The sequence below is a fragment of the Pseudomonas sp. A-RE-22 genome, assembly GCF_019956035.1.
In the GTDB taxonomy this organism is placed as follows: domain Bacteria; phylum Pseudomonadota; class Gammaproteobacteria; order Pseudomonadales; family Pseudomonadaceae; genus Aquipseudomonas; species Aquipseudomonas brassicacearum.
In genome coordinates, this window is sequence record NZ_JAHBCZ010000006.1 from 82,878 (window position 1) to 104,831 (window position 21,954).

The window sequence follows — 21,954 nt, forward strand, 5'->3', positions numbered from 1 at the left end:
CGTGAAAGCCGCCGCCCCGAAACAGCTTAGCGCAGCAACTCCAGGTGCAATCCCGCCGCCTCGCCGCTGGCGGCCTCCATGCGCGCCGCCCGAACGCCCTGGCCCGCCAGAGCCTCAAGCCAATCCTCGGCCCGGGGCCCGGCGATACTGACCCGCAAGCCCGTGTCCAGGTTCAGCGCCCGGGACAACAGGCGCAACCAGGTATCGTCCGGCTCACCGGCAAGACGCGGCAAATCCAGGACCCCTGTGTCCTTGAGCTGGCGCAGCAGCGTGGCCGACGTCGGCAGCAGGTCCCCCAGCGGCCCGCTCGCCTCGAACTGCTCGACATGCAGGTAGGCCTTGCGATTGCCACGGGTAATGGCATACAGCGCAATCAGTGTGTTGTCCGTCGGTGGCGCCAGGCGCAGCAGCAGGAAGGCCTGGCCGTTGTCGGCGCCATAGAGCTTGGAGTTGCCGAAGACGTCGTTGGCCCACAGGCTGCTTTCGCCGCAATCGCGGGCCTGACACCAGAACAACAGCTCGGCGCCCTGTTTCTGCAACGCTTCGCGCGCTGCGGTAAAGGCCTGGGTGGCGGAATGTTCCGGCGGCAGTTCGTAGGTGACCGACGTGACGTTCCCACGGGCATCGACCTGGCCGTCGAAGCGCAGCTGGCCGCTGATCTTGCGGATCGAGCCCATGGGGTAGACGCGTTCCAGGTCGCTGGTCTGCCGGTAATCGACAATCTGCGCGTCGGGCATGCGCGGCACACGCTCCAGGTCGCGACTGCCTGGCACATCGGCGGCGAACGACGCCGGGCTGAAGCAGGCCAGCACCAGCAGGACGAGTGAGTGAACGGATAATTTCATCGGGTCGGCTTGGCCTGGGACGCTTGGACGCAACGGGCGTCGTCGATGCACCGCGAGGCTGATAAACAGAGGTCTGTCATGGTTGTCTCCCTTTCAACCCGCCCAGCCTCGACAGTTGCCCGCCGCAAGTCAAGGAACGGTGAAGAACCGATTGAAACAGTCTGCTACAAGCGTGGCACCGACCTCGTCGTTCAGGTGTAGATGATGGCCGCCGGGCAACTGCTCATGACTGAAGGGTAGACGCTCCAGCAACGCCGGGTGCTGGGCCAGCATGCCGTCGGCCGCCACCACCAGATGCGCCGGACAAGCGACCCGCGCCACGAACGCCATGGCCTGTTCATCGGTCAGGCGCAAAGGCGATGGCAAGGTCAGGCGGTTGTCGGTGCGCCAGGTATAGCCCCCGGGCACCGGCATCAGGCCACGCTGGGCCAACAGTTCAGCGGCCTCGCGGCTGACCGCCACCAGCCCCTTCATCCGCGCTTCGATGGCCCGCTCCAGGGTTTTGTAGACCGGCTTGCGTTTCTGCTGCAGATCCAACTGGGCTTGCAGGGCCATGCCCATGCGCTCGGCCGCGTTATCGCCTTTGGCTGTCGGAGGAATCACCCCGTCGATCAGCCCCAGGTGCGTCACCCGCTCCGGCAAGGAGCCGGCCAGCACCAGCGAGACAATGGCGCCCATGGAATGCCCCAACAGAGCGAAACGCTTCAAGCCCAGTTGTTCGGCGACTTGCAGCACATCGTGGGCATAGTCCCAGAGGGCATAACCGGCACCGGGCGGCCGATGCCCGGAGTGACCGTGGCCGGCCATGTCCAGGGCAATCACCCGCAGGCCCTCGAGCCTGGGCGCCAGGCGGGCGAAGCTGTTGGCGTTGTCCAGCCAACCATGCAGGGCAATTACCGGCAGTCCGTCTTCCGACCCGAACAGGTGGGCCGCCAGTTCGATGTGCGGCAAGCTCAGGCGGACTTCCTCGACCACACTCATGCGCTGCGCCCTTCCCAACGCTGGAACAGGTTCTTGAGCAGGTTGGCCGTGTCCTGTGGACGTTCGAGGGGAAACATATGGCCGCCGGGCATGCTCAGGGATTCGCCATGGAGCATGCGCCCCACCGAACGGGTGTGATGACGCATCACCACGCGACTCTGCCGGCCTCGCACCACGGCCAGCGGCACCTTGAGCTTGCGGGGCCGTCCGGGGCTGGTGTGCGGCACGCCGCGGTAAATGCTGATTTCGGTGGCAGGGTCAAAGCGCAGTCGCAGCCGGTCGCCGACTTGTTGCAGGCCGTGTTGCAGGTAGGCGTCGAAGCAATCCGGGTCAAAGCCGCGGAACAGGGTCTTGCCGGCAAAATACTGCCGGGCGGACTCCAGGTCAGCGAACTCCTCACGCCGACCCAGGGTCCGGCCCGCGGGTGTCAGGCGGTCGATGAAGCCCAGGCGCTTGGCGGCCAGGATCACCCACTGGTCGGTACGGGTCAGCACCGGCGAATCGAGCATGACCACGCCGCGATACAACTGGGGGCAGCGCAACGCCGCGTGCAGGTGCAGCACGCCGCCCAGGGAGTGACCAACGCCCCACACCGGCGCCGGTTGCTGCTCCAGGTGATGAATCAGTTCGTCCACCAGGTTGTGCCAGTTATCGTCAACCGGGAAACGCGGGTCATGACCGTGCAACTCCAGATGCGCGACCTGGTACTGCGGCGCCAGCGCGGCGAACAGTTTGCCGTAGGTGGCCGAGGGAAAACCGTTGGCGTGGGCGAAAAAAATCTGTTGCGACATGACAGCCGATCCATTGGGGGAACTGGGGCAGATTGTCCGCAGAACCCGACGGCACGGCAATGACCGTAACTGACAGGAATGATGACAGTCGGGCTTGGGCTATGGGGCTATCAAGCGGTAAGCACTGCCCCATGTGGCGAGGAGACTTGTGGGAGCAAGGCTTGCCCGCGATGCAGACGCTGGGGTGGATCAGGTGTTGCGCGTCGACGCCATCGCGGGCAAGCCTTCTCCCACAGGAAATCACCCCATGACAGGATTGCGTCCAGCTAGAACATCAACGCGCCGGCGGTTGCTCGCCCAGCGGCACCACGGCCATGGTCAGGCGCGACACGCAATTGACCTTGCCCTCGTCATTGACCAGGCGAATGTCCCAGACCTGGGTGGTGCGGCCCAGGTGGACCATCCGGGCCGTGGCGGTCACCCGTCCGCTGCGCACGCCGCGCAGATGGTTGGCGTTGATCTCCAGGCCCACGCAATAGAACTTGCTGGCATCGACACAGAGATAGGCCGCCATGGACCCGACCGTTTCGGCCAACACCACCGAAGCACCGCCATGCAGCAGGCCGAACGGCTGGTGAGTGCGATGATCGACCACCATGCTGGCGGTCAGGGATTCGTCGTCGAACGACTCGAAACGAATGTCCAGCACTTCACTGATGGTGTTTTTACCGGCGGCGTTCAGTTGCTCGATGTTGGGGGTGGTGCGCCACAGACTCATCGTTGCCCTTCCTGTGTGATTGTTGTTTTACCCAGTCCTGCAATCGATCTGCTCAGGGATGCCTGATCCCTTTGAGCTTCATCGCCCCGGCCAGCGGCATGTCGCCTTCCAGCTCGGCCAGGCCGGCGGTTTGCACTTGCTCGGGGTGTTGCAGATGGCCGTGCTGCAGAAAGCCCAGCAAGCTGCCCACCAAGGGGTTATGACTGACCAGCAGCACATTGTCCTGGTCCTCGAGGCGCTCCAGGACTTTTTGCGGCCGGGTGTCCGGCGTGAGCCAGTTCACCGTGATCAGCTCAGGCTGAAAACCCAGCGCTTCGCGCACCAGTTGTGCGGTCTGTTGGGCGCGCAAGTAGGGACTTGCGTAAATGGCGGCCAGGGGCTGGCCGATCAATTGCGCGGCACTGCGCAACACTTCCTCGCGACCGTGAGCCGTCAGGGCCCGCTCCGGATCCGGACGGGCACCGTACGGCTCCGCCTCACCATGACGCAACACCCACAACTTCATAGCTTCGGCTCCTCGTCCCGGGCGGGATGCGGGGCCGGCGCCACGGTGTGAGGTGCTTCACCTTCCGGGGTGCGCGGGGTCGGCCAGTCCGCGAACGGCCAGGGTTTCTGGTCGCTGTGAAAGGTGCCGAAACGACCGATCTGGGCCAGGAACTGGCTCAGGCTGTCGCCGAAATTCATCAGGCTGGCACTGGGTGCGCCGTAGATCAGCCGATAGATCAACTGCACCAGCACCACGGCGCCGAGGATGAATTGCGCCACCTGCCAGACCAGCAGGTAAATCACCATCCACAGCACACGCAGCAGGATGGATTCGTATTGGGGTTGCCCTTGCGGATCGTTCATGGCTCGCTCCTGCTTGCGGTCAATAAAGGTTCAGTTGAAACCGCTGGTGGAAATGAAATCGACATCGGTCTTCGGTTCGCCACGCATCAACAGCTCGATCACCTGTTCGAGCGTGCGCCCTTCAAACAGGATCGCGTGCAACCCGGCGACCAGTGGCATGTACACCCCCGCCTCCTGGGACTTGGCCTTGAGCACCTTGAGGGTATTGACCCCTTCGGCCACTTCACCCAGGCGCGACACGGCCTCGTCGAGGCTCAAGCCTTGGCCGAGGGCAAAACCGACCTGGTAGTTGCGGCTCTTGGGCGAGGAACAGGTGACGATCAGGTCGCCCACGCCGGCCAACCCCAGGAAGGTCATCGGATTGGCGCCCTGACTGACGGCAAAGCGGGTCATTTCCGCCAGCGCACGGGTGATCAGCATGCTCTTGGTGTTCTCGCCCATGCCCAGCGCCACCGCCATGCCGGCGATGATGGCATAGACGTTCTTCAACGCCCCGCCCAGCTCCACACCGAAACGGTCGGCACTGGCGTAGACCCGGAAGGTACGGCCATGCAGTGCCGCCTGGACCCGCTGGCACAGCTCCTCATCCTCACTGGCGACCACCGTAGCGGTCAGCGCATGCTCAGCGATTTCCCGCGCCAGGTTCGGCCCGGAGATCACACCGATCCGAGCCTTGGGCGCGATTTCTTCGAGAATCTCGCTCATCAGCTTGAAGGTCTTGGCTTCGATGCCCTTGGTCAGGCTCACCAACAGCTTGCCGCTCAAGCGTTCCGCGTAGGGCGCCAGCACCGAACGCAAGGCGCTGGACGGCAGGGCGACGAAGAACAGGTCGCTGCCCTCCAGGGTTGCCTGCAAGTCAGTCACCGGTTCCACTTCCGGGTGGATCTTGATGCCCTTGAGGTAACGCGGGTTCTCGCGATTGACCCGGATGGCCTCGGCCTGCTCCGGGTCACGCATCCACTGGCGCACCGGGTGACCATTCTCGGCCAGCAGGTTAGCCACGGCGGTGCCGAAACTCCCGCCTCCCAGGACAGCAATCGGGCGCTGTTCAGTCATATGCAATCCGTTCATCCATACCAAGTGGCAATGCGGGGCATTATACGGAGCGGCCAGAGCGCGACCAGCCCCGGCAACAATTACCACCAGCTGTAGGAAGCTGACCATCAATTCCTAGGAAAATGCTGTCAACGCGAATGGAAAAGTCGTTCAGCTCGGTTAACATGCCCGCCATCCACCCTATCTCAAAGGCTGTGCCGTGTCCGTTGGCCCTTCCCGTCCAGGTTCGTCCCTGCTATTGGCACTGATCATCAGCCCGCCAGTGCTGGGCGACGACCTGTTCGTGGACAGCCAGCCCATGCCCCAGGTGCTGACGGCCACGCGCCTCAAGCAATCACCAGCGGCAGTGCCAGGCAGCATGACCGTGCTCGACAGCGAGTTGATCAAGGCCAGCGGCGCTCGCGATATCAGCGAACTGCTGCGCCTGGTGCCGGGCATGATGGTCGGCAACATCAGCGGCAACCAGGCTGCCGTGAACTACCATGGCACCAACGCCAGCGAAGCCCGCCGCATGCAAGTGCTGATCGACGGCCGCTCGGTATACCGCGCCGGCCTGGCCACGGTGGACTGGAGCGATATTCCGGTGGCCATGGAGGACATCGAGCGGATCGAAGTCTTCCGCGGCCCCAACACCGTCAGCTACGGCGCCAATGCGCTGATGGCGGTGGTCAATATCATCACCCGCGCCCCGGCCGACAGCCATGGCACCCGGCTGAAAATCACCCGTGGCCAGCGTGGCATCAGCGACTGGTACGCCAGCCAGGGCAGCGGCTGGGACGGCGGCGACCTGCGGCTGTCGTTGTCCGGCCAGGAAGACGATGGCTTTGACAGCGACCGCAACGGCGCCGATTACCGCGACAGCCGCCGCCTGAACCGCTTCAACCTGTCCGTCAGCCAGACGTTGGACGAGCAGCAAAGTATCGATTGGCAATTGAACGCCAAGGACGGGACCAATCAGCGGCCCTATACCTACCATCCCGTGTTTGCCGGGATTACAGCCGCTGGGGATAACTCCGACGTCATCGCCAAGGACTACGCCGGCTCACTGCGCTGGAACCTGGACCTGGACCCCGACCACAGTCTTTATGTACAGGGTTCGATCCAGCACTGGGATCGCCAGCAGACCTGGCGCGCCTGCGACGCCGAGGTGTCCTTCAGCCCGCAACTGACCGACCTGTGGCAGCTCAACCCCAACTATGCCGAGAAGCTGGCACGCAATATCCCCAGCTACATCAACAGCGGCGCGCCAGCCGGCACGCCACAGGAACAAACGTTGGCCAATCAGGTGCTCGACCAGTGGCGCAACGGCGCCTCGCAAACCCTGTGCGGCGACATCGACCAAAGCGCCCGGGAATCGCGCTACGACCTGGAGATCCAGGACACCCTGAGCCTGTCCGACAGCCTGCGACTGGTCACCGGCGCCAACTATCGCTATGACCGGGCCGACTCGGAAACCTACTTCAACGGCACCCTGGACGACACCACGTGGCGCCTGTTCGGCCAGCTCGAATGGCGGGCCACCGAACATTGGTTGTTGCAGGGCGGCGCGATGTTCGAAGACACCCGCCTGACCGGCAGCTCGCTGACCCCACGGGTCGCGGTCAACTACCTGATCACCCCGCGCCACGGCCTGAGGGCGGTGTACTCCGAAGCCGTGCGCTCCCCGGACATGTTCGAGAACAACGTCAACTGGAGCTATCAGGTCACCAACCTGCAACCCGCCGCCTTCGGCCAGAACAGCGCCCGTTACTTCGTCCGGACCCGCGGCCCGGGCAACCTGGAGCAAGAGCACATGCGCTCCCGGGAACTGGGCTACAACGGTTATTTCGTGGATCTGGGGCTGGCGGTCGACGTGAAACTGTTCCATGACGAAATCACCGGCATGATCAGCGAACCGTTGCGCAACAATCAGTACATCGCCAGCAACAGCAACGAATCGCAATTCTCCGGGGCTGAAACCCAGTTCGACTGGCGCTTGACCAGCACCGACCGCCTGCGCCTGACCTATGCCTATGTCGACGCCCAGGCCAGCAACCCCCTCGACGAACAACTGACCGCCCGCAACAGCGGTTCGGCCGGCTGGCTACGGGACTGGGGCCAAGGCTGGAACAGTGCGTTGTTCTATTACGCCGCCGACGCCCTCAATGGCTATCGCTACGAACGGATGGACACCCGCCTCGCCCGGCGCATTCCCCTGGGCAAGGCCAGCCTGGAACTGGCGGGGGTCCTGCAGCAACGCCTGGACAACCAGCCCACCACCTTTATCGACAACCGCTACGACTCCCGCCATGTCGTGTACTTCAGCGCGGAGTTGTCCTTCTAGATGTCCCGACGCCCACCGCGCAAGACGCCATTTCATGGCCGCCTGACGCTAGCCCTATGCCTGGCGTTTGCCGGTTGGCTGGCGACCATCGAGGCCCGGGCCGCCGAGATCCTGCTGACCGGCGCCGAGGACAGCCCCGGCGTGCAATCTTTTACCCAGGCCCTGAAAACCCTGCGCCCCGAAGACAGCGTGCGGTTCACGCCGCTGGCCAACCTGCCAGCGCCAGACAAGTTGCCGGGCAATGTCCGCCTGGTCCTGCTTGACCTGCCCAGCCTCGACTGGCGCCTGCAAGACGCCCGGGGCCCGGCCACCCTGGTGCTGCGCATCAGCCGCCAGCAAGCCCGCGATCGCCTGGGCGAAGCAACGCCTGCGCACCTGAGCCTGCTGTGGAGCGATCCACCGATGGCGCGGCAATTGCGGCTGATTCGCACCATCCTGCCGCAGGTGCGACGGGTCGGTGTGCTTTACGACACCCACAGCGAATTCCTGCTCAAGGACATTCAACAGGCCGCGGCACCGCTGGGCCTGGCCATCGTCAGCGAACGCTGGGACGACACCAACGACAGCCGTCCCCTGCAAAACCTGCTGGGCCAGAGCGACGTGCTGCTGGGTCTCGATGACCCCGACTTGTACAACCCCAAGACCGTGAAGAACCTGTTGCTCAGCAGCTACGCCCGGCAACGCGCCCTGATCGGGCCCAGCGCCGCGTTCGTCAAGGCCGGCAGCCTGGCCAGCACCTATAGCGACCAACAAGACTGGCTGGCGATTCTCGACGAGCTGCTCGACCGGCCCGCCACCACCTGGCCGCGCACCCTCTATCCGGACCGTTTCAAGGTCCTGGGCAACCGGCAAGTCTCCCGCTCACTGGGGATCGAACCGATTGATGCCGAATCCGTCGCGGCAACGTTGGCCGAAGGAGAACACCGCCCATGACCTTGCGTCGCCGTTGGGACATCAACACCCGAACCCAGCTCATCGCCCTCGGCCCGGCATTGTTGCTGACCGTGCTGCTGATCAGTTTCTTTACCTTCGTGCGGATCCAGGACTTGCGCCAGGAACTCAATCACACCGGGCAACTGATCGCCAACCAACTGGCCCCTGCCACGGAATACGGGGTGATTTCCGGCAACAAAGAAGTGTTGGAAAGCCTGCTCACCGCCACCCTGGCGACCCCACACGTGCGCTTCCTGGAGATCCAGGACAGCACCGACAAGGTCCTGGTGTACGTCGAACAACCCGAGCAAACCCGCAGCCGTGCCCAGCAGGTCGAAGTCTTCCAGGCCCCGGTGCGCCTGCAGCGCATCGCCCTGAACAATGACTTCCTGCAGGGCAACAGCCCATCCGTGGAGGCCTCCGGCGAAGATTACCTGGGCCGCGTGATCGTCGGCATGTCCAGTGACGCCTTCAGTCAGCGGCAGCAGGAAATCCTGTTCAAGGCCGCGATCCTGGCGCTGTTCGCCCTGCTGTTCACCTTCCTGGTGGCACGCCGGCTGGCGACCAACCTGTCCCGGCCGATCCGCGATATCGGCAACGCGGTCAAGGCCATCCAGCAAGGCGACTACAGCACCCCGCTGCCCATCGTCGACGACGCCGAACTGGGGGCCTTGTCGCGGCACATCAACAACCTGGCCGATGGTTTGGGGCAAGCCAGCCGCGAACAGCACCAGGCCATGGCACAGTTGATCAAGACCCGCGAAGAAGCGGAAAAAGCCAACAGCGCCAAGTCCGAATTCCTGGCGATGATGAGCCATGAACTGCGCACGCCCATGAACGGCGTACTGGGCATGCTGCAGTTGTTGGAAACCACCCGCATGACCGACGAGCAGCACGAGTACACGGCGTTGGCCTCGGAATCCACCGAACACCTGCTGAAGGTGATCAACGATATCCTCGATTTCTCGCGCATCGAACGCTCGGCCCTGGAGCTGGAGCACATCCCGTTCAACCTGGCAGAGCTGGTGAGCAGTTGCGCGCAGTCGTTCCAGCACAGCGCCGCGCAGCGCAAGCTGGGCCTGGACCTGCTGGTCCCGGACGACATGCAGGCCTTGCAGGTCCAGGGCGATCCGACGCGGATACGGCAGATCCTGGTCAACCTGATCGGCAATGCACTGAAATTCACCGAGCAAGGCCGTGTCACCGTGCAATGCCAGTGGCAGGCCCTGGACCACGAACTGCTGTGGTTCACCTGCACAGTGCGCGACAGTGGCATCGGTATCCCGGCAGAGAGCCTGGAGCGCATGTTCGACGCCTTCCAGCAGGCCGACAATTCGATCTCCCGGCGCTACGGCGGCACCGGCCTGGGCCTACCGATCGCCCGTACCCTGGCCGAGCGCATGGGCGGGACGCTGCGGGCCCAGAGCGAAGAAGGCCAGGGCTCGGTGTTCACCCTCGAAATCCCGCTGGCCCTGTCGCGCCAGACACCACCGATCCTGGCGCCGCGCCTGCCGGTTGGCAGCGGCGATGGCGAAGGCCGCAACGTGTTGCTGGTGGAAGACAATCCGGTCAACCAGACGGTGGTCGAAGCCATGCTGCGCAGCCTCGGCTTCACCGTCAGCATCGCCACCGATGGCGCCCAAGCTGTACGCAGCGCCGAAAGCCTGATTTTCGAAGCGATCCTCATGGATTGCCGATTGCCCATCATCGATGGCTACGAAGCCACGCGGCAGATCCGTCAGTTGCCAGGCTGCGGCGAGGTGCCGATCATCGCCCTGACGGCCAACGCCTTGCAGGGTGACCGCGAAGCCTGCCTCGCGGCGGGCATGAACGATTACCTGGCCAAGCCGTTCAAAAGGAACGACCTGCAGCAGATTCTGCAGCGCTGGGTGAACTAGAACAGGTCACTGGACCATCTGTGACTGGCGTGAAAGGCGAAAGTGCGGCAGTCTTAGGCACCCGAACAAGCCTCGATTGGGGCTTGAATAAAAATTTCAGTGCACAGGTGTACATTCATTTCCCGTGTGCTGTGACTTTCACTACAACGCAATAGTCTATGAGTAGGCTGTCGACTCGAGGCATGAACGCTTCGATCGGCCGGGAAGATTTGCCCCACCCTGCCGCATGGGACTATTGAGGAGCTCGCATGACCAAACAAAACGCCTTTACCCGGGAAGATCTGCTGCGCTGCAGTCGCGGTGAGCTGTTCGGCCCAGGTAACGCGCAACTGCCCGCCCCGAACATGCTGATGGTGGATCGCATCACCCATATCAGCGAAGAGGGTGGCAAGTACGGCAAAGGTGAATTGGTCGCCGAGCTGGATATCACTCCGGACCTGTGGTTCTTCGCCTGCCATTTCGAAGGTGATCCGGTGATGCCGGGCTGCCTGGGCCTGGACGCCATGTGGCAACTGGTCGGTTTCTTCCTCGGCTGGCAAGGCCTGCCGGGTCGCGGTCGCGCCCTGGGTTCGGGCGAAGTGAAGTTCTTTGGTCAGGTCCTCCCGACCGCCAAGAAAATCACCTATAACATTCATATCAAACGCGTCCTCAAGGGCAAGCTGAACATGGCCATTGCCGATGGTTCGGTTGCCGTGGATGGTCGCGAGATCTACACCGCCGAAGGCCTTCGGGTCGGCGTTTTCACCTCCACTGACAACTTCTAAGGGTTATCCGCATGCGCCGCGTCGTTATCACTGGTCTGGGCATCGTTTCGTGCCTGGGCAATGACAAAGAGACCGTCTCCGCTAACCTGCGTGCAAGTCGCCCTGGCATCCGGTTCAACCCGGAATATGCCGAAATGGGTCTGCGTAGCCAGGTTTCCGGCTCCATTGACCTTCCCCTCGAAGAGCTGATCGATCGCAAGATCTACCGTTTCGTCGGCCACGCGGCGGCTTACGCCTACCTGGCCATGAAGGACGCCATCGCTGACTCCGGGCTGACCGAAGAGCAGGTTTCCAACCCGCGCACCGGCCTGATCGCCGGTTCCGGTGGCGCCTCCACCTTGAATCAGATGGAAGCGCTGGACATCCTGCGCGAGAAAGGCGTCAAGCGCGTTGGCCCATACCGCGTCACTCGGACCATGAGCAGCACGGTTTCCGCCTGCCTGGCCACGCCGTTCAAGATCAAGGGCCTGAACTACTCCATCGCCTCTGCCTGCGCCACCAGTGCCCACTGCATTGGCAACGCCATGGAACAGATCCAGATGGGCAAGCAGGACGTCGTGTTCGCTGGCGGCGGTGAAGAGGAACATTGGAGCCAATCGTTCCTGTTCGACGCCATGGGCGCCCTGTCCAGCAAGCGCAACGACACGCCGGAAAAAGCTTCCCGTGCCTACGATGCCGACCGTGACGGTTTCGTCATCGCCGGCGGCGGTGGCATGGTGGTGGTCGAGGAGCTGGAACACGCCCTGGCCCGTGGCGCCAAGATCTACGCGGAAATCGTCGGCTACGGCGCCACTTCCGACGGCTACGACATGGTCGCCCCAAGTGGCGAAGGCGCCATCCGTTGCATGCAGATGGCCATGTCCACCGTTGACGCACCGATCGACTACCTGAACACCCACGGCACCTCGACCCCGGTCGGCGACGTCGCGGAAATGAAAGGTGTGCGCGAAGTGTTCGGCGGCAATGCCCCGGCCATCAGCTCCACCAAGAGCCTGTCGGGTCACTCCCTGGGCGCCGCCGGCGTTCACGAAGCGATCTACTGCATGCTGATGATGGAAGGCAACTTCATGGCCGGTTCGGCCAACATCGACGAGCTGGACCCAGAAGTAGCCGATCTGCCAATCCTGACCAAGACTCGCGAAAACGCCACCATCAATACCGTGATGAGCAACAGCTTCGGCTTCGGCGGCACCAACGCCACCCTGGTACTGAAGCGCTGGCAGGGCAAGTAAGCCCCGCCGCTACGCCACACACAAAAACGCCCCGACTGGTTCGGGGCGTTTTTTTTGCCTGGCGAATATGCCTGAGTTCATTGTGGGAGCGAACTCGCTCCCACGTGTTCCCTCAATCAGCGCACGACAAACCGCTGCTGCGTCAGCAGCCGATCACCCTGGAACACCATGAACCGCCACTCCCCCGGCACCACTTCGTGGCTTTCGGTGAATTCATAGGCCATGACATCCTGGGGCGCGCCGGGCACCAGTTTCTGGATGACCTCGAACTTGTCGTGGCGCACGCCATCGGGGGTGCGGATGCCGGGGGTGAAGTACAACAGGGTCAACGGCTGGTCATCCGCGACCTTGCCGGCCAACTGGTAGCGCATGCCGAACTTGGTACCCAGCTTCGCCGGCACGCTCTCGGTCTGGCGGATCTGCTCGTTGCCGCGCCGCAGGACCCGCTCTCCCGATTGCAGCTCGGCTTGCGGCCCTTCGAAAACACCGTACTCCACCGGGCCTTCGACACGGACTTCGGCCTGTGCCAGGCCGCAGGTCAACAACAGCGCGACCAGTGCGCTTGAACGGGTGAGATGCATAGTGCGCTCCTTGATTGAGATGAGCGCGAGGGTATGACGCGGGAGTGACAGGCTGATGACAAAGCGATGTTGCTCTGTGGGAGCAAAGCTTGCTCGCGATGCAGGCACCTCGTTTCCCCGAGAACCGGCGTCGTCTTCATCGCGGGCAAGCCTTGCTCCCACACAACACCGCCAGAAAGTTATCCCGCGCCACCTTCCGCGCCACGTCTTCGGGCAAGGCATCGAGAAACGGACCGAAGCTGCGCAGCTCCTTGCCCAACTTGTTGAACCGCCCGACGACATCCGAGCCCACCATGAAGCGCTCGGGAAAGCGCTCCACCAGCGTTACCCACTCATCCCGGGGTTTGCCCGCCTCGTCCAGCAAGTACGGCGTGAGCACGCTCCAGGACAGGTCTATGTACAGATTGGGATAGGCCTCGAGCATGCGGATCAGGGTCGGCAACAGAAAATCCAAGCGGGTCTGGTGGCGATGGATTTCCATGCTGGTACCGGCATGGGCCCAGATGAAGCGCGTGTGCGGATGATTGCGCAACGGCTCCTCGATTTCTGCCAGGTACAGCGGATTTTTCTCACGCTTGGAAGTGATGTTGGAATGCAGCATCACCGGCAGGTCGTTCTCGGCCGCCAGGTGATAGATCCGCGTCATGGCTTCGTTGTTGGCCCGTGGGGTGTCGCCCGAGGTCAGCGCCGTCAGATCGTCATGGCGGGTGAAGACCTCGCCGATGCCTTGCCACAAACCCGGGTAGAGATCGAGCATGCGCTGGATATGGGCGGCGGAGTTCTTGTCGTTGGGATTGAAGCCCGACAGGAATGGATGAAAGTGCCGGCGCTGCTCATCGGTCAGCTTGCTCACCGCCGCGGCGACAATCACGTCGGTGGCGCTGTACCAGTAGGCATCCGCATCGTCACCGGCGTAATAGCGCGGACGCTTGGGCTCGTCCTCATGCCATTTCTTGGCCACCGGCACACCGGAAATCATCACATGCTCAATGCGATTGTCCGCCATCGCCTGGAGCAACTTGGGCATGCCGGCGGTTTCCTGGAAGAAATCGACGTAATGCAGGTGTGCATCGCTGTAGGCATACTCGCGAGCCACGGCGCCGTTGCTGGAAACGACCAGTAGCCAGGCGCAGATCAAACGGGTCAGGGGCACGGGCAGTCTCCAGAAGCCTTGAACAGCGTAGACCCCAACCGTCCCGCCGGGGTTCAAGGGGTATCTGCCGCGTCTGCCGGCGACGGGTTATGCTTCGTGCAACCGTTGTTCAACCTGGAAGACAACATGAGCACTCCCCTGACCGTTCGCCCCCGCGCCGAAGATGTCGAAGGCCAGCCGATTCTTCGCCCGCTGCCGTCCGCCAAATGCCGCAGCGTCGGGCCTTTCGTGTTCTTCGATCACATGCTGCAAACCACCTACCCGGCCGGGAGAGGCATGAATATCCGCCAGCATCCGCATATCGGCCTGTCCACCCTCACCTACCTGTTCGAAGGAAAACTCCAGCACAAGGACAGCCTGGGTTCCGACCAGGTGGTGGACGCCGGGGATGTCAGTTGGATGACCGCCGGCAGCGCCATCGCCCACGTCGAGCGCACCCCCGAGTCATTGCTGGGCAGCACGTTCGTCATGCACGGATTGCAAGTCTGGCTGGCCTCGCCCAAGGTCCATGAACAAGGCCCCGGGCACTACAGCCATCACCCGGCACAGAGCCTGCCGGTCAGCGAGAACCTGGGGGTCAGCATCCGGATGATCGCCGGGTCAGGCTTTTGCCTGGAATCGCCAGTGCCAGTGCTGTCGCCGACGCTGTATGCCGAATTGAACCTGCAGACCGCGACGACCTTGTTGATTCCCAACGAGCATGCAGAGCGAGCCCTGTATGTGCTGAGCGGCGAGGCCTTATTGGATGGCGAGCCGGTAGAAGCCCTTTCCCTGGTGATCTTGCCGACAGGGGAAGAAATGACGCTGTTTGCCGACAGTGACTGCCACGCCGTGCTATTCGGCGGTGCGCCCCTGGACGGGCCGCGACGGATCAACTGGAACTTCGTTTCCAGCGACCCGGCCCGGATCGATGAAGCCCGCCGGCGCTGGGCGGCTGGGGACTGGCCGACGGTGCCGGGGGAAAGTGAGCGGATCGAGTTGCCCTAGATTCAAGGTTGCCTGTCAGGCAGTCATCGCGAGCAAGCTCGCTCCCACACTGGATCGGTGTCGTTCGCAAGTGCTGCGCCCCCCCCGGTCAAATGTGGGAGCGAGCTTGCTCGCGATGGTTTTGTATCAAACGCCCCAATCTCAGCCCCTGAACACTTCATCCAACAAGTTATGCATCGACCGGAACGCCCGCCCGGCGACCTTGGCGTCGTACATCATCTTGCCCGGCACATTGGCCTGCGGGTCGGTGAACGAATGCACTGCACCGCCGTAGCTCAGCAGTTGCCAATCCACCCCGGCGGCGTTCATTTCATCTTCGAAGGCCGGTAGCTGCTCTTTCGGCACCAGCGGGTCCGAGGCGCCATGCATGACCAACACCGCGCCCTTGATGTTCTGCGCATCGGCCGGGGTCGGTGTATCCAGGGTGCCGTGGAAGGAAATCGCCGCCTTCAGCGGTGCGCCGCTGCGGGCCAGTTCCAGGGCGCAGCAACCCCCGAAGCAAAAGCCGAACGTGGCCAGCCTGGAAGCGTCGACCTGCGCTTCGCCCTGGCTCTGCAGTTGCTCGAGCGCCGCCTGCATGCGCTTGCGCAACAACGCCCGGTCGTTCTTGAGGGGCATCATCGCCGCCCCCGCCTCATCAGCATTGCTCGGGCGGACCGTCTGCCCGTAGAGGTCGGCGATCAACACCACATAACCGTTGGCCGCCACCGATCTGGCGATGTCCTCGGCCCCCGCCCCTACGCCCATCCAATTCGGCGCCATCAGCAACCCCGGGCGCGAGCCCTGTTGGCTGACGTCGAAGGCCAGGCGGCCTTCATAGGTTTGACCTTCGATCTGATAGACCAGCGAACGAACCGTAACCTGACTCATGTCGGACTCCTTTTTGACTGAACACCAGAAATGAAAAAACCCGCCGAAGCGGGTTTTTCCTGCACTTGTTTAAGCTGACAGTTCAACCAGCAGCTTGTTCAGGCGACGCACATACGCCGCCGGGTCCTTCAGGCTGTCGCCAGCCGCCAGGGCCGCTTGGTCGAACAGGATGTGCGACAGATCGCCGAAACGCTCTTCGCTCTGCTCGTTGTCGAGTTTTTCCACCAGCGGGTGCGCCGGGTTGAATTCGAAGATCGGCTTGGAGTCCGGGACTTTCTGGCCGCTGGCTTCGAGGATCTGGCGCATTTGCAGGCCCAGGTCCTGCTCACCGATGGCCAGGATCGCCGGGGAATCGGTCAGGCGGTGCGAGACACGCACTTCGCTGACAGCATCGCCCAGGGCCGTCTTGATCCGCTCGACCAGGCCTTCCTTGCTCTTGGCGACTTCTTCGGCGGCTTTCTTGTCTTCTTCCGAATCCAGGTTGCCGAGGTCCAGGTCACCACGGGCCACGTCGACAAAGCTCTTGCCGTCGAACTCGTTGAGGTAGCTCATCAGCCACTCGTCGATGCGGTCGGTCAGCAGCAGCACTTCGATGCCTTTCTTGCGGAAGACTTCCAGGTGCGGGCTGTTCTTGACCTGTGCATAAGTTTCACCGGTCAGGTAGTAGATCTTGTCCTGACCTTCCTTGGCGCGAGCCAGGTAATCGGCCAGGCCAACGATCTGCTCGCCATCATCACCTTGGGTCGACGCAAAGCGCAGCAGGCCGGCGATCTTCTCTTTGTTGGCGAAGTCCTCGGCCGGACCTTCTTTCATCACCTGGCCGAAGTTTTTCCAGAAGCTCTTGTACTGCTCGGGCTCGTTCTTCGCCAGTTTTTCCAGCATGTCCAGCACGCGCTTGGTCAGTGCCGACTTCATGGAATCGATGATCGGATCTTTCTGCAGGATTTCCCGCGAAACGTTCAGCGACAAATCGTTGGAGTCCACCACACCCTTGATGAAGCGCAGGTACAGCGGCAGGAACGATTCGGCCTGGTCCATCACGAACACGCGCTGCACGTACAGCTTCAGGCCGCGTGGCGCTTCGCGCTGGTACAGGTCGAACGGTGCACGGGCCGGCACGTACAGCAGCGAGTTGTACTCCAGCTTGCCTTCGACCTTGTTATGGCTCCAGCTCAGCGGGTTCTCGAAGTCGTGGGCGATGTGCTTGTAGAACTCCTGGTATTCCTCGTCTTTCACCTCGGTGCGCGGACGGGTCCACAAGGCACTGGCGCGGTTGACGGTTTCCCATTCCACTTCAGGCTTTTCTTCGCCTTCGGCAGCGGTGACTTCCTTCGGCAGCTCGATCGGCAGCGCGATGTGGTCGGAGTACTTCTTGATGATGTTGCGCAAGCGCCAGCCATCGGCGAACTCGTCTTCACCGGACTTGAGGTGCAGCACGATGCGGGTACCGCGATCAGCCTTGTCGATGGTGGCGACTTCAAACTCGCCCTCGCCCTTGGACGACCAGTGCACGCCTTCGCTCGCAGCGAGGCCGGCACGGCGACTGAACACTTCGACCTGGTCGGCAACGATGAACGCGGAATAGAAACCGACGCCAAACTGGCCGATCAGGTGGGAATCTTTCTTCTGGTCGCCGGACAGGTTCTTCATGAAATCGGCAGTGCCAGACTTGGCGATAGTGCCCAGGTGCGTGATCACCTCTTCGCGGCTCATGCCGATGCCGTTGTCTTCGAGGGTGACGGTTTTCGCGTCCTTGTCGAAGCTCACACGGATTTTCAGCTCAGCGCCGCCTTCCAGCAATTCAGGCTTGGAAAGGGCTTCGAAACGTAATTTGTCGACAGCGTCAGAGGCGTTCGAAATCAACTCGCGAAGGAAAATTTCCTTATTGGAATACAGCGAGTGAATCATCAGGTGCAGCAGTTGCTTCACCTCGGTCTGGAAGCCCAGGGTTTCCTTTTGAGTTTCCACGCTCATGGTCATCAAACTCCAAGTGGATGGTGGTGTCCGCCTCGCTGAGATTGGCGGCGGGATGTCCTCAAGGTGGGGGCAACGCTGATGATTTCAAGGGCGATCCGGTTTTGACGGCTCCTGGATCTTGAAATGCGCCCGGGCAGTGGCGATGGGTTCGGCCTCGACGTCTTGCCAGGCGGTGATCGCGACGTTGGCGACCCGCCGGCCCTGGCGCCAGACCTGGCATTTGGCATAGGTGTCGCGAAACTGCCCGGTGCGCAGGTAATCCAGGGAAAAATCGATGATTTTCGGTATGCCTGGCGTGCCGGTGGCGATCAACAGATGCACGGCAGCGGCCAGTTCCATGAAACCGGCGATGACCCCACCATGGATGGCCGGCAGTAAAGGGTTACCAATGTTGTCTTTGTTGGCCGGCAGGCGAAACAACAAGTCGTCGCCCTGGCGCGTGCATTCGACGCCGATGAGTTGGGCATAGGGGATCGAAGCGAGCAGCAGCGCGTAGTCGCCCTGCTCGCAGGCGCGGCACAGTTGTTCCTGAGTGATATCGGTCATGGCTGGCCCACAGCGGTCATCGGGCCGCCCTTCCCTATTCCCCTGGCATGCTGGCCCAGGCGCATGAAGGTACCCACCACGTGGGCGATGGGTTGTTCGGGATCGTCCTGGTAGGCGAAACCCCGGGTGAAGATCACGTCCGGGGTGACTCGGTAGCATTGCGCGAAGCCGTAGACATCCTTATGGGGCTCGGCGGCGTGCATGTAGTCGATGCGCAGATCGAGGGTGGGACAGACTTCGAATTGCGGCAGCACACATAAGGTCGACATGCCGCACGCGGTGTCCATCAATGAGGTCAAGGCCCCGCCGTGGATGATGCCCGTCAGCGGATTGCCGACGATTTTCGGGCTGAACGGCAAGATGACCGTCAGCCCGTCACGACTGGCACTGTGCAACTTCAAGCCCAGCACCTGGCAATGCCTGAGTGCGGATAGAAAACGTGTCGCACGCTCAAAAACGGGGTCTTCGGCCATTCGATCAACGCTCCAGTGAGTGACGAGACCTGACAACAGGCGCAATCCACAAAGTTCCATCGCAGTGCAAAGTTATATATCTGTTACACAACAGGAACTTAATTCAAGGGGTGGCGTTCAAAAGGCCAGTAGTTATTTCCATAAGGAGAAACACCCCATGCGTAAGACTTTTGCTATTGCCTTGATGTTGGCCGCTTCCCTCGGCCTCGCTGCCTGCGATAAAAAATCCGAGGACAAAGCTCAAGATGCCAACCAACACGCTGAGCAAGCTCAGCAAGACATGAACAAAGCACAGGATAAAGTGAACGAGGCGGCGAAAGAAAACGCCGAAGCCGCCAAAGCTCAGTCTGAATCGAAAGACGCCGCCGCGCAGGAAGCACCTGCTACCGCGCCTAAAACCAACTGATACGGTTTTAGCAGCAAGAGAAAACCCGCCTGGTGCGGGTTTTCTTTTGCCTGCGATTTGGCGGCAACGCCTGTCAGGCCGCTTCCTTGCCCACCTCGGACACTGGCGCTTCGGTGGGGGTATAGACCATCACGTCCAGCACATCGGAGTGAAACTCGCGCTGATACAGCACGAACACCACACCAGCACTCATCAACATGAATAACCAGGGACTGACGAACCACGCCAACATGGTCATGCCGAAATAATAGGCACGCAGGCCGAAGTTGAACTGGTTGGCGGCCATGGAGATCACTCGCGCCGCCCTCAGCGCAAAGGCCTTGCGCTCCTGCTCCGACACATGGCGCTCGCCGATCATCGGCGCCGAGCCAATCAGCACTGCCGCAAAGTTGTATTGGCGCATGCACCAGCTGAACGTGAAGAACGCATATACGAACACCAGTGCCAGGCACAGCAACTTGACCTCCGCCATGCCCTGGGAAGCCTGCTGCACCATCGGTATGTCCGCAAGCAACGACACCGCCCGATCAGATGCCCCGAGTACCGTCAGGATACCGGCCAGGATGATCAGCGTGCTGGAGGCGAAGAAGGATGCATTGCGCTCCAGGTTGCCGATCACGCTGGCATCGGCGATACGGTTCTCACGCAGCAACATGCGGCGCATCCAGTCTTCGCGGTACAGGTGCATCACGCTGGCCAGGCACGCCGTGTCGCGCGCCCTCCAAGAGGCATAACGGGTGTAGCCCGCCCAGCAGATGATGAACCAGGCGGCGGCAAGCAGATGGATCAGGTTGGCTTGGATGAATGACATTCGATTTCCTGTGACGAAACAAAATCTGTGGCAATAGTATCAGCGAACCCTGTGGGAGCGAGCCTGCTCGCGATAGCGGTATAACTTTCACTTCGATGTCGGCAGTTCCAACGCTATCGCGAGCAGGCTCGCTCCCACAGTCCACGGAAAAAGACACTGCACTCAAAAAAAATGCCCCGTATCGATTGATACGGGGCATTTCAGTTCTTGCCGATGGATCTGCCTGTTGTCGCTTAAGCCAACGCTTCGCTGCGCTTGCCCAGCAGGCGATCGCACACCACCGCGACCACCAGGGTCATCACCGAAGGCACCAGCCAGGCCAGGCCTTGCTCGCTCAGCGGCAGGTGAGCCAGTTGCGCCGGCATCCAGTCCGCCAGGCCGGCGCCCTTGAGCGCATCGATCAGGCCAAACAGGAACGACACCAGCATCACCGGGCCAACGATACGCCCCTGCTCGTGCCAGAAGTCCTTGCAGAAGCTCAGGGCCACCAGGGCGATGCACGGCGGATAGATCGCGGTGAGGACCGGAATCGAGAACGCGATCAGCTTGGTCAGGCCCAGGTTGGACACCAGCAGCGAAAAAGCCGCCAGGATCACGACCAAGGTCTTGTAGGAAAGCGGCAGGACGCGGCTGAAGTACTCGGCGCAGGCGCAGGTCAGGCCGACCGCGGTCACCAGGCACGCCAGGGAGATCAACACTGCAAGGAAACCGCTGCCCAGGCTACCGAAGGTGTGTTGCACGTAGGCATGCAGCACAGCGGCGCCGTTGGTTGCGCCCACGGCCACTTCATGGCTGCCCGAACCCAGGCGGAACAGGCTGACGTAGACCAGCGCCAGGCCCACCCCGGCGATCAGCCCGGCGATGATCGCATAGCGGGTGATCAAGGCCGGTGACTCGACGCCCCGGGAACGGATCGCGTTGACGATGACAATGCCGAACACCAAGGCGCCCAGGGTATCCATGGTCAGGTAGCCATTGATGAACCCTTGGGAGAACGGTGCCGCGATGTACTCGGGGGTCGCCACGCCGATATCCCCCGCGGGCAAGGCAAACGCCGCGATGCCGAGCACGGCCAGGGCGATGATCTTCAGTGGCGCGAGGAAGCGCCCGACGGTGTCCAGCAGACGGCCCGGATAGAGCGAAATGAAAAACACCAGCAGGAAATACACTGCGCTATAGAGAAACAGCGCCAGCGGGCTTTCACCGGTCAACGGCGCCAGGCCGACTTCGAACGAAACGGTGGCGGTACGCGGCGTGGCGAACAATGGACCGACGGCCAGGTAGCACACTGCCGCCAGTACACCACCGGCGAGCTTGCCGATGGGGCTGCTCAAGGCATCCATCGCACCGCCCACCTTGGCCAGTGCAACGACCGTGATGACCGGCAGCCCGACCGCCGTGATCAAGAAGCCCAGCGCCGCCATCCAGACATGAGGTCCGGACTGCAAACCGACGATAGGCGGGAAGATGATGTTGCCGGCCCCGACGAACAGGGCAAATGTCATGAAACCAAGCGCCAGGATGTCCTGGCCTTTCAACACTTTCATTAAGGAAACCACACTACTGAATCGGAATTTAGAGAGGGATTTCCCTTATGGGTGAGGGAAATGCTGCCGATCCGTATGGGACCGACCCGTTTAGCGCGGCGCTTCCTTGTGGGCAGCGGTCGCAAAAATGGCTGCTAGCCTAACGAATTTAGCGAGAGAACGCACTGTTAAGGGGCGAACTATCCGATGCGCGACGTTCGCGTGTCGCGTTTT

At 62.1% G+C, this 21,954-nt stretch carries 22 protein-coding genes; 7 read left to right on the top strand and 15 right to left on the bottom strand.

Features of this window, described 5'->3' with window-relative positions:
• Positions 1–26: 26 nt before the first annotated feature.
• From KGA89_RS03910 to KGA89_RS03940, 7 genes are all read right to left on the bottom strand, one after another.
• Positions 27–845, bottom strand: coding sequence for a DUF4892 domain-containing protein (locus tag KGA89_RS03910; protein WP_223470658.1), 819 nt, complete (start codon positions 843–845; stop codon positions 27–29).
• A 129-nt stretch (positions 846–974) separates the two neighbouring features.
• On the bottom strand, positions 975–1,826 hold the full coding sequence (locus tag KGA89_RS03915) for an alpha/beta hydrolase (RefSeq protein WP_223470660.1): 852 nt from the start codon (positions 1,824–1,826) through the stop codon (positions 975–977).
• A complete protein-coding gene (locus tag KGA89_RS03920) occupies positions 1,823–2,617 on the bottom strand; it encodes an alpha/beta fold hydrolase (RefSeq protein ID WP_013694026.1) in 795 nt (264 codons plus the stop codon). Before KGA89_RS03920 ends, KGA89_RS03915 begins: the two co-directional genes overlap by 4 nt.
• 274 nt (positions 2,618–2,891) lie before the next feature.
• Positions 2,892–3,335: a hotdog fold thioesterase gene (locus KGA89_RS03925; RefSeq protein WP_003204388.1), complete on the bottom strand. Its 444-nt coding sequence runs from the start codon at positions 3,333–3,335 to the stop codon at positions 2,892–2,894.
• 52 nt (positions 3,336–3,387) lie between these two features.
• The gene (gene sixA, locus KGA89_RS03930; RefSeq protein ID WP_003204390.1) at positions 3,388–3,840 is read right to left on the bottom strand and encodes a phosphohistidine phosphatase SixA; all 453 of its coding nucleotides are present in this window, start codon (positions 3,838–3,840) and stop codon (positions 3,388–3,390) included.
• Complete coding sequence (locus KGA89_RS03935; RefSeq protein WP_003204392.1) at positions 3,837–4,184, bottom strand: DUF4389 domain-containing protein; 348 nt, start codon at positions 4,182–4,184, stop codon at positions 3,837–3,839. Before KGA89_RS03935 ends, sixA begins: the two co-directional genes overlap by 4 nt.
• A gap of 30 nt (positions 4,185–4,214) precedes the next feature.
• Positions 4,215–5,240, bottom strand: a complete 1,026-nt coding sequence (locus tag KGA89_RS03940; RefSeq protein WP_223470662.1) for an NAD(P)H-dependent glycerol-3-phosphate dehydrogenase — start codon at positions 5,238–5,240, stop codon at positions 4,215–4,217.
• Positions 5,241–5,439: 199 nt separating this feature from the next.
• On the opposite strand from KGA89_RS03940, the gene KGA89_RS03945 reads away from it, so the two are divergent.
• From KGA89_RS03945 to fabB, 5 genes are all read left to right on the top strand, one after another.
• The gene (locus KGA89_RS03945; RefSeq protein ID WP_223470664.1) at positions 5,440–7,563 is read left to right on the top strand and encodes a TonB-dependent receptor plug domain-containing protein; all 2,124 of its coding nucleotides are present in this window, start codon (positions 5,440–5,442) and stop codon (positions 7,561–7,563) included.
• Positions 7,564–8,496, top strand: coding sequence for an ABC transporter substrate-binding protein (locus KGA89_RS03950; protein ID WP_003204397.1), 933 nt, complete (start codon positions 7,564–7,566; stop codon positions 8,494–8,496).
• Positions 8,493–10,394 (top strand): ATP-binding protein, encoded by a 1,902-nt coding sequence (locus KGA89_RS03955; RefSeq protein ID WP_013694027.1) that lies wholly within the window; start codon positions 8,493–8,495, stop codon positions 10,392–10,394. The genes KGA89_RS03950 and KGA89_RS03955 overlap by 4 nt, the downstream gene beginning before the upstream one ends.
• Before the next feature lie 248 nt (positions 10,395–10,642).
• Complete coding sequence (fabA, locus tag KGA89_RS03960; protein WP_003204400.1) at positions 10,643–11,158, top strand: 3-hydroxyacyl-[acyl-carrier-protein] dehydratase FabA; 516 nt, start codon at positions 10,643–10,645, stop codon at positions 11,156–11,158.
• Between the two features lie 11 nt (positions 11,159–11,169).
• A complete protein-coding gene (gene fabB / locus KGA89_RS03965; protein WP_013694028.1) occupies positions 11,170–12,390 on the top strand; it encodes a beta-ketoacyl-ACP synthase I in 1,221 nt (406 codons plus the stop codon).
• Positions 12,391–12,506: 116 nt separating this feature from the next.
• Here fabB and KGA89_RS03970 read toward each other — a convergent pair whose 3' ends face one another.
• The gene (locus KGA89_RS03970) at positions 12,507–12,971 is read right to left on the bottom strand and encodes a DUF3859 domain-containing protein (RefSeq protein WP_027911516.1); all 465 of its coding nucleotides are present in this window, start codon (positions 12,969–12,971) and stop codon (positions 12,507–12,509) included.
• Positions 12,972–13,107: 136 nt separating this feature from the next.
• Positions 13,108–14,124, bottom strand: coding sequence for an amidohydrolase family protein (locus KGA89_RS03975; protein ID WP_027911517.1), 1,017 nt, complete (start codon positions 14,122–14,124; stop codon positions 13,108–13,110).
• Positions 14,125–14,250: 126 nt separating this feature from the next.
• Here KGA89_RS03975 and KGA89_RS03980 point away from each other — a divergent pair, with 126 nt between their 5' ends.
• Positions 14,251–15,111 (top strand): pirin family protein, encoded by an 861-nt coding sequence (locus tag KGA89_RS03980; RefSeq protein ID WP_223470666.1) that lies wholly within the window; start codon positions 14,251–14,253, stop codon positions 15,109–15,111.
• Between the two features lie 141 nt (positions 15,112–15,252).
• Here KGA89_RS03980 and KGA89_RS03985 read toward each other — a convergent pair whose 3' ends face one another.
• From KGA89_RS03985 to KGA89_RS04000, 4 genes are all read right to left on the bottom strand, one after another.
• On the bottom strand, positions 15,253–15,981 hold the full coding sequence (locus KGA89_RS03985) for a dienelactone hydrolase family protein (protein ID WP_223470667.1): 729 nt from the start codon (positions 15,979–15,981) through the stop codon (positions 15,253–15,255).
• A 69-nt stretch (positions 15,982–16,050) separates the two neighbouring features.
• Positions 16,051–17,955, bottom strand: coding sequence for a molecular chaperone HtpG (gene htpG, locus KGA89_RS03990; protein WP_003204412.1), 1,905 nt, complete (start codon positions 17,953–17,955; stop codon positions 16,051–16,053).
• Between the two features lie 87 nt (positions 17,956–18,042).
• The gene (locus tag KGA89_RS03995; protein ID WP_223470668.1) at positions 18,043–18,504 is read right to left on the bottom strand and encodes a PaaI family thioesterase; all 462 of its coding nucleotides are present in this window, start codon (positions 18,502–18,504) and stop codon (positions 18,043–18,045) included.
• Positions 18,501–18,977 (bottom strand): PaaI family thioesterase, encoded by a 477-nt coding sequence (locus KGA89_RS04000; protein WP_223470669.1) that lies wholly within the window; start codon positions 18,975–18,977, stop codon positions 18,501–18,503. Before KGA89_RS04000 ends, KGA89_RS03995 begins: the two co-directional genes overlap by 4 nt.
• Positions 18,978–19,134: 157 nt before the next feature.
• Here KGA89_RS04000 and KGA89_RS04005 point away from each other — a divergent pair, with 157 nt between their 5' ends.
• Complete coding sequence (locus KGA89_RS04005; protein ID WP_223470670.1) at positions 19,135–19,383, top strand: hypothetical protein; 249 nt, start codon at positions 19,135–19,137, stop codon at positions 19,381–19,383.
• Positions 19,384–19,456: 73 nt separating this feature from the next.
• On the opposite strand, the gene KGA89_RS04010 is transcribed toward KGA89_RS04005, so the two are convergent.
• Both KGA89_RS04010 and brnQ read right to left on the bottom strand, forming a co-directional pair.
• Positions 19,457–20,194: a DUF599 domain-containing protein gene (locus KGA89_RS04010; RefSeq protein ID WP_223470671.1), complete on the bottom strand. Its 738-nt coding sequence runs from the start codon at positions 20,192–20,194 to the stop codon at positions 19,457–19,459.
• Positions 20,195–20,427: 233 nt separating this feature from the next.
• Positions 20,428–21,741 carry a branched-chain amino acid transport system II carrier protein gene (brnQ, locus tag KGA89_RS04015; RefSeq protein WP_223470672.1) on the bottom strand — a complete coding sequence of 438 codons (1,314 nt, stop codon included), beginning with the start codon at positions 21,739–21,741 and terminating at the stop codon, positions 20,428–20,430.
• Between the last annotated feature and the right edge of the window lie 213 nt (positions 21,742–21,954).